We start from the raw sequence: 5,857 nt of genomic DNA on the forward strand, positions 1-5,857 counted from the left end.
CACCGGACCGTCGATACTCTCGACGACATCGGTGACCGAGGCCGCGTCGACTGCCGGCCCGCGCAGCGAGTTGTCCGCCGTCACCACGGGGGTAGCCGCGGCCGCGGAGGTTCTCGCGACGCCGTCCCAGCTGGTGTTGTTCGCGAAGGCTCCGTGCACCAGCACCACGGTCGGCAGCTCCTGCGCGGCAGCGGGCGCGACGCCGATGCCGACCATCGATCCCACCGTCAGTCCTGCAGTTGCGAGAAGTGTGATCAACTTCGGTTTCGTCATGCCCACAATTTGTCACACGCCGGAAGTTCGTGCGGTGTTCACCGCCGAGATCCGACCAGCTTCTTCTCAGTGAACGCTCGTATGCTTGGCTTGCAGCAGTGGCGTTCGTCCGACCCGGGCGATCGCAAAACGGTAGGTCCGATCGTGAGCGAGAGTTCGATGAAGTCTCGGATGGCCGAGTACCCACGCCCCCATCACTGCTTGTTGCACGTCAGCGACACGCATCTCGTCGACGGTGGCGGTCGGTTGTACGGCGGCGTGGACAGTGAGTTGCGGCTCGAACAAGTGATGACCGACGTACGCAACTCGGGTGTGCGTCCCGACGCGTTGGTGTTCACCGGAGACCTGACGGACAAGGGCGAGGCCGGTGCCTACGAGAAGCTGCGGGCGTTGGTCGAGCCGGTGGCCGAGGAACTCGGTGCGCAGATCGTCTGGGCGATGGGTAATCACGACGACCGTGCGACGTTCCGCCAGAAGCTTCTCGACGCCGAACCGACCGTGCAGTCCATAGACCGCGTCCACGACGTCGACGGTCTCCGTGTCGTCACACTGGACACGACGGTTCCCGGCCGTCATCACGGTGAGCTGGGCGACGAGCAATTGGCCTGGCTCGCCGACACACTCGCCACGCCCGCCGAGTTCGGCACGATCCTGGCGATGCATCATCCGCCGGTGCCGACCGTGCTCGATCTCGCGGTACTGGTCGAGCTGATCGATCAGCCGCGCCTGGCCGACGTGCTGCGCGGAACCGACGTGCGATCCATTCTCGCTGGGCACCTGCACTATTCGACGACGGCCACGTTCGCGGGTATTCCCGTCTCGGTGGCGTCGGCCACGTGCTACACCCAGGATCTGAACGTGCCCGCAGGCGGATTGCGCGGTCGCGACGGTGCCCAGGGATACAACCTGGTCCACGTCTACGAGGACACCGTCGTGCACTCTGTGGTACCGACGGGCTCGTACGACACAGTGGGAGAACCGGTCTCGGCTCAGGAGACCGCGCGCAGGCTGAGCGAAGCGGGAGTCACCATCGCAGACAGTGCGAGGCGCAAGACGTTCAGCGACGCCTGAGCGTCAGCGTTCGTCGGTTCTGGAGCGTTCCCAGGGTGCGACGATGGGGAAGTACTTGTCCAGGAACTGAGTCACGGTGCGGGTGCGCAGGTCCAGGTCGACCTCCGGAAAGCTGCCGTCGTTGAGGCAGAAGAAGTCCACTGATCGTTTGGGGAGCAGCTTCTCCATCGTGTCCAGGCCCGCCACGGTGGTGGTGTCGATGTACCGGACCTTGGCGTCCTTCTGGACCACAGCCCGGCCGCTCATCAGTGCGTAGTAGTGGTACAGCGAGTTGGTCACCGAGATGTTTGTGCTCGCGCGGAAGGCGCTGGCGGCAGTGGACGCGAACTCGTCCGGAAACTCGTTCTCCATTTCCTGCATCACGCTGCGCCGCAACGGGGTTGCCGCGTGTTCGAGGTGTCGGGTCGTGGTCATTCCGAAGCGGTTCTGCAGGATCCGACGGTTCACGCGGGCTGCGTTCTCGAAGCCGCTGCGGTCGGCGTCGCTGTATCCCAACCCGATTCGGGTCGTCGCCTCGATGAACATGCTGATCCCGCCGGGGGAGAAGAACATCGACGGGCTCACCGGTCGACCGAAGAACATGTCGTCGTTCGAGTACAGGAAGTGCTCGGACAACCCGGGGATGTGGTGCAGCTGGCTTTCGACGGCCTGCGAATTGTGGGTCGGCAGAACGGATGTGTCGACGAAGAAGGCCTCGCTCGGTACGAACGTCACCTTGGGATGGTCGGCCAGCCACGCCGGCCTCGGCGAATCGGTGGCGACGAAGATGCGTCTGATCCACGGTGCGTAGAGGTGGATCGACCGCAGCGCGTACTTCAGTTCGTCGATCTGCCGGTAGCGGGCAGCCGAATCGTCACCCTCACCGACGACGTAATTCGCCATTCGCCGCGCGCGCTGAGCCTGGAATTCGGCGGAGGAGCCGTCGACCCAGGAGAAGACGATGTCGATGTCGAAATTGATGTCCGACGCGTGGTCGGCGAACATGTTCTCGATGGTCGGCCACGTTCTGCCGAAGCGCTCGACGGTACCGCGGACGGCCTCGTCTGGCCGGATGTTGCGCCTGGTCAGCGAATTCTCGATCGGCAGCACGATCTCGGACGGGGAGAACGACCACAGTTCGATCTGTACCGCCGTGGACGCGCCGTAGTACAGACCGCTGAACGGCTCGACCCGCGGGCGGTACAGGCGCACGATTCGTGCGTTCGCGGACGGAGACAGCGACCCGTCGGCCACCAGCACTGCCTTGCCACGGGCGTCGACGGTCTTGGAGTAGAACGGCTCGGCGCGGCAGGCGTGCACCAGTGCCGTGGTCAACGCCTCGCGTGCGGCCAGTTCGATGGCGATGACGGGACGTTCGTCGTTGCCGCGAACGAGCAGGTACTTGATGCGTGCGGCGTCGAGCACGGCGCGCATGAACAGCAGATCCTCGACCATCGCCTGGTGCGGGGTGGTGGAGGTGATGGTCAGTGCGTAGCGGCCGTCGTGACTGACGACGTCGGATCGCTCGCTCAGTCGCGCTGCGGATGCGGCAGATTCTCGGGTGACGGCATCGTTGGTCTCGTGCTCCGGTGGAACGAGGTAGATATCGTGCGGGGCAGAAGACGAGGTGATGACGTTCCTTCCGGAGTTGCGCGCTGGCCGAGGAACCCCGGTGCAGAGTCAGTCTAGTGCAGGTCCGACGCACGTCCGACGCGCTGCGGTAGAACCCGACTCGCCGCGACCAGGCCCACAGCAACTCCGGTGGCGTCGGCGAGAGCGTCGGCGACCGATCCGGAGCGTCCCAGAGGCAGGATCGCCTGCAGGACCTCCGAGATCGCCGCGAACGCCAGTACCCACAGTGCGGTTCGGATCCAGTCGATTCCGGCCAGGCGCGAGGTGTACGCCAGGGCCGCGAACAGTACGAAGTGGATGATCTTGTCGCTGTGCTGGAATCCCGAGGGCACCCCGGACGCGGGGGTGAAGAGCACGATCAGCGCTACGACGAAGGTGACGGCCAGGGGTATTCGATACGTCGACTGCGAGAACACTGCCCGAGTTTAGCGGCGCTGCAGCACCACGACCGTGTCGATTCGCTCATCGCCGTCCGGCGTCGTACGGGTGCGGTGTTCGGCGTGGATCACCTCGAACCCGTCGCCCGCCGCAGCGACGACCGGTTCCGGTGCGAACAGTCGGTGCTTGGCCGGGTGCTGAGAGGCGTGGCTGTCGCTGGGACTATGCCCGACGATCAGCAGACGCCCCTTCGGCGAGACCGCTGCGGCGAACCTGCGGGTGGTCAGGTCGAGCTCGTCCGGTGGCACCTGGAGGAAGTGCACCGACACCAGATCGAACGCCGCGGCCGGGGGAGTCCAGGCCAGAACGTCTTCCTGTTGCCAGTTCACGGCGAGAGTCAACGGCTCGAGTGCCTGTTGTGCCGCGCGGGCGCGGCCGAGGGCGACGTCGGAGATGTCGACACCGGTCACGTTCCAGCCTCGACCGGCCAGCCACAGTGAGTCGGCACCTTCCCCGCAGCCGATGTCCAAGGCGCGGCCCGGGGTCAGTTCGGATGCCTCCTGTACCAACACGGCGTTGGGATTTCCGCTCCAGATGGTGGTGCGCTGGTTGTAGAGGTCGTCCCAGAATGCTTCGTCGAAGGCACCGTTCTCGAAATCCGGCTCTGCGTGGGTCCGGTCGGCAGGATGGGTGTGAGCATGTGTGTGGTCGGCCATGATTCGAGACTGCCCGCTGCCGGCCGTCGACGCAAACCTATTTGCTGTATCGGCAAAATTGCTTTGGGTAGAGTGATGCGGCATGACCGAACCGGAACGTGAAGTGCTGACGTGGGCGACGTTCGGAGACGCGTCGCGCGACCTGACCGAGAAGATCGTCGACGACGGGTTCGTTCCGGACATCGTCATCGCGATCGCTCGCGGTGGGCTCATCCCCGCGGGTGCGATCTCCTACGCGATGGGCGTCAAGGCCGCCGGCACCCTCAATGTCGAGTTCTACTCCGACATCGAGGAGACCCTGCCCGATCCTGTTGTCCTCGAACCTCTTCTGGACACCGACGCAATCGTCGGCAAGAAGCTGCTCGTCGTCGACGACGTGGCCGATTCCGGCCGCACTCTGGCTCTGGTGATCGACCTGTTGAAGGCACACACGCTCGACGTGCGGTCGGCCGTGATCTACACCAAGTCGAGAACCATTGTGCAGCCGGACTATTCGTGGCGAGAGACCGACAAGTGGATCAATTTTCCATGGTCCACGTTGCCGGTCATCACCTGAGCTACCGGTCCAGACCATTGCGCCGTCGGGCCGGGGTGGTCGACGTGATCGATCGTGTCGGCCGGAGTTCGAAGGGGCATCGGCGCACCGTGTTCGACTGCTACGTGTAGCCCCAGGTGTGGAATCTGGTGGCCGAGCAGTCCGGGCAATACTGCTCGTCGTCACCCACGGTCCAGCCAGGTTCGGGCGCGATCATCGCGCCAACTCGGCGGCCGTCGTAAACGACCAGACCGCACCCGCTGCAGTCTTCGGTGCTGTGCTGGACGCCTTCTGTGCGGCCGGCGCGAGCTACGACCGTTCTGGCCAGAACGGTCACCGTGGCCGGAACGAGCAGGAAGGTCGCTGCGCAGCGTGCCGCTCTCAGCAACTGAGCACGCCTGCTGTGGGAATGATCGGCGTCGACGCTGCCGAATTCAGGTGTCGTGTCACCGTTGAAGCTGCCTCTCGAACTCGCATAGTGCATGCCCGCGGGCATCGCGGTACGACAGATGGTACATACGGTACGTGGAGGGTGCCGCCTCGGAGCCGCGGCAAACAGCAGTTCTGTGAAGCGCCCGTCGAGTGGCTCGAAACCGACTCGCTGGGGAAGCGCGGCTTCGGACATTGCAGAGCGTGCCCTCGTAACAACCACTGCGCCAGGGTTGCTGGAAATTTCCATTCGCTTTGGGTCGTCACCATTCTGTGACTATGAGGTGCGTCACTCGCTGTGACGCGGTAAACCGCCTGGTCGTGCGTGTCCGGAGATGTTTCTGTCACGCCCGGGTAGGGGTGTCGCCGGCGTGATTCGGGTGTCGAAGGCCTGTCGGGGATGTGTGGGGTGTTGTACCGTCCCGGGCAGATCTGCAGTTATCTTTCAGCAACCATTGTGGTCGGTGGAATCACCGACACGCGTACGGAGAGACTCGCTCATGGAAACGATGGCACGCGCTACCACTGGTTCGACGGTGCGGGGACATGGCATATCGAGGGCCGTGGCTGGTTGTGCGGTGGTGTCGGCAGCAGTGATGGTGGGTTCTGCTGCGTTCGCGGGCACCGCGTCGGCGACGCCGACGCCGTTGGCCGACAAGTTCGCGAGCACGGTCACCGATGATGGCTGGACGTTGGATCTCACTGCCAGCAACCTGTCGGTCAACCCGGTTCCGAACGTGGCGACGACGGCGTTCACGCGCGAGGGGTTCGTCTCGGCGAAGGTCACCGGCACCATCACCGGTGCCGGTGAGACGGCGGTGAAAACCGGATACATCGAACAGGG

At 64.4% G+C, this 5,857-nt stretch carries 7 protein-coding genes and 1 pseudogene; 3 read left to right on the plus strand and 5 right to left on the minus strand.

Annotated features, from left to right (window positions below; translation table 11 throughout):
• A pseudogene (locus RHBS_RS23120) lies at positions 1 to 273 on the minus strand (alpha/beta hydrolase); the annotation flags it as partial.
• A gap of 159 nt (positions 274 to 432) precedes the next feature.
• Between RHBS_RS23120 and RHBS_RS23125 the strand changes: the two are divergent.
• A complete protein-coding gene (locus RHBS_RS23125; RefSeq protein ID WP_121873567.1) occupies positions 433 to 1,344 on the plus strand; it encodes a phosphodiesterase in 912 nt (303 codons plus the stop codon).
• A gap of 3 nt (positions 1,345 to 1,347) precedes the next feature.
• On the opposite strand, the gene RHBS_RS23130 is transcribed toward RHBS_RS23125, so the two are convergent.
• The 3 genes from RHBS_RS23130 to RHBS_RS23140 form a co-directional block, all read right to left on the minus strand.
• Positions 1,348 to 2,778, minus strand: coding sequence for a stealth family protein (locus tag RHBS_RS23130; RefSeq protein ID WP_121873207.1), 1,431 nt, complete (start codon positions 2,776 to 2,778; stop codon positions 1,348 to 1,350).
• 230 nt (positions 2,779 to 3,008) lie between these two features.
• Complete coding sequence (locus RHBS_RS23135; RefSeq protein WP_121873206.1) at positions 3,009 to 3,371, minus strand: VanZ family protein; 363 nt, start codon at positions 3,369 to 3,371, stop codon at positions 3,009 to 3,011.
• A 9-nt stretch (positions 3,372 to 3,380) separates the two neighbouring features.
• Complete coding sequence (locus RHBS_RS23140) at positions 3,381 to 4,049, minus strand: bifunctional 2-polyprenyl-6-hydroxyphenol methylase/3-demethylubiquinol 3-O-methyltransferase UbiG (RefSeq protein ID WP_121873205.1); 669 nt, start codon at positions 4,047 to 4,049, stop codon at positions 3,381 to 3,383.
• Between the two features lie 82 nt (positions 4,050 to 4,131).
• On the opposite strand from RHBS_RS23140, the gene RHBS_RS23145 reads away from it, so the two are divergent.
• Entirely contained in the window at positions 4,132 to 4,605 is a 474-nt protein-coding gene (locus RHBS_RS23145) for a phosphoribosyltransferase (protein WP_121873204.1), read from the plus strand.
• A 100-nt stretch (positions 4,606 to 4,705) separates the two neighbouring features.
• Here the strand turns inward: RHBS_RS23145 and RHBS_RS23150 are convergent, their stop codons facing one another.
• Entirely contained in the window at positions 4,706 to 5,068 is a 363-nt protein-coding gene (locus RHBS_RS23150; protein WP_128646514.1) for a hypothetical protein, read from the minus strand.
• Positions 5,069 to 5,576: 508 nt separating this feature from the next.
• Here RHBS_RS23150 and RHBS_RS23155 point away from each other — a divergent pair.
• Positions 5,577 to 5,857 (plus strand): MspA family porin (locus tag RHBS_RS23155; RefSeq protein ID WP_237669604.1); only part of this gene is annotated, 281 nt, incomplete at its 3' end.

Source organism: Rhodococcus sp. BS-15 (assembly GCF_000813105.1).
Taxonomy (GTDB): domain Bacteria; phylum Actinomycetota; class Actinomycetes; order Mycobacteriales; family Mycobacteriaceae; genus Rhodococcoides.

Bases quoted from the DNA above. Each gene is read 5' to 3' on its own strand.
- RHBS_RS23150 (WP_128646514.1), bottom strand. From the start codon at position 5,068: ATGCACTATGCGAGTTCGAGAGGCAGCTTCAACGGTGACACGACACCT.
- RHBS_RS23125 (WP_121873567.1), top strand. From the start codon at position 433: ATGAAGTCTCGGATGGCCGAGTACCCACGCCCCCATCACTGCTTGTTG.
- RHBS_RS23145 (WP_121873204.1), top strand. From the start codon at position 4,132: ATGACCGAACCGGAACGTGAAGTGCTGACGTGGGCGACGTTCGGAGAC.
- RHBS_RS23130 (WP_121873207.1), bottom strand. From the start codon at position 2,778: ATGGTCGAGGATCTGCTGTTCATGCGCGCCGTGCTCGACGCCGCACGC.
- RHBS_RS23140 (WP_121873205.1), bottom strand. From the start codon at position 4,049: ATGGCCGACCACACACATGCTCACACCCATCCTGCCGACCGGACCCAC.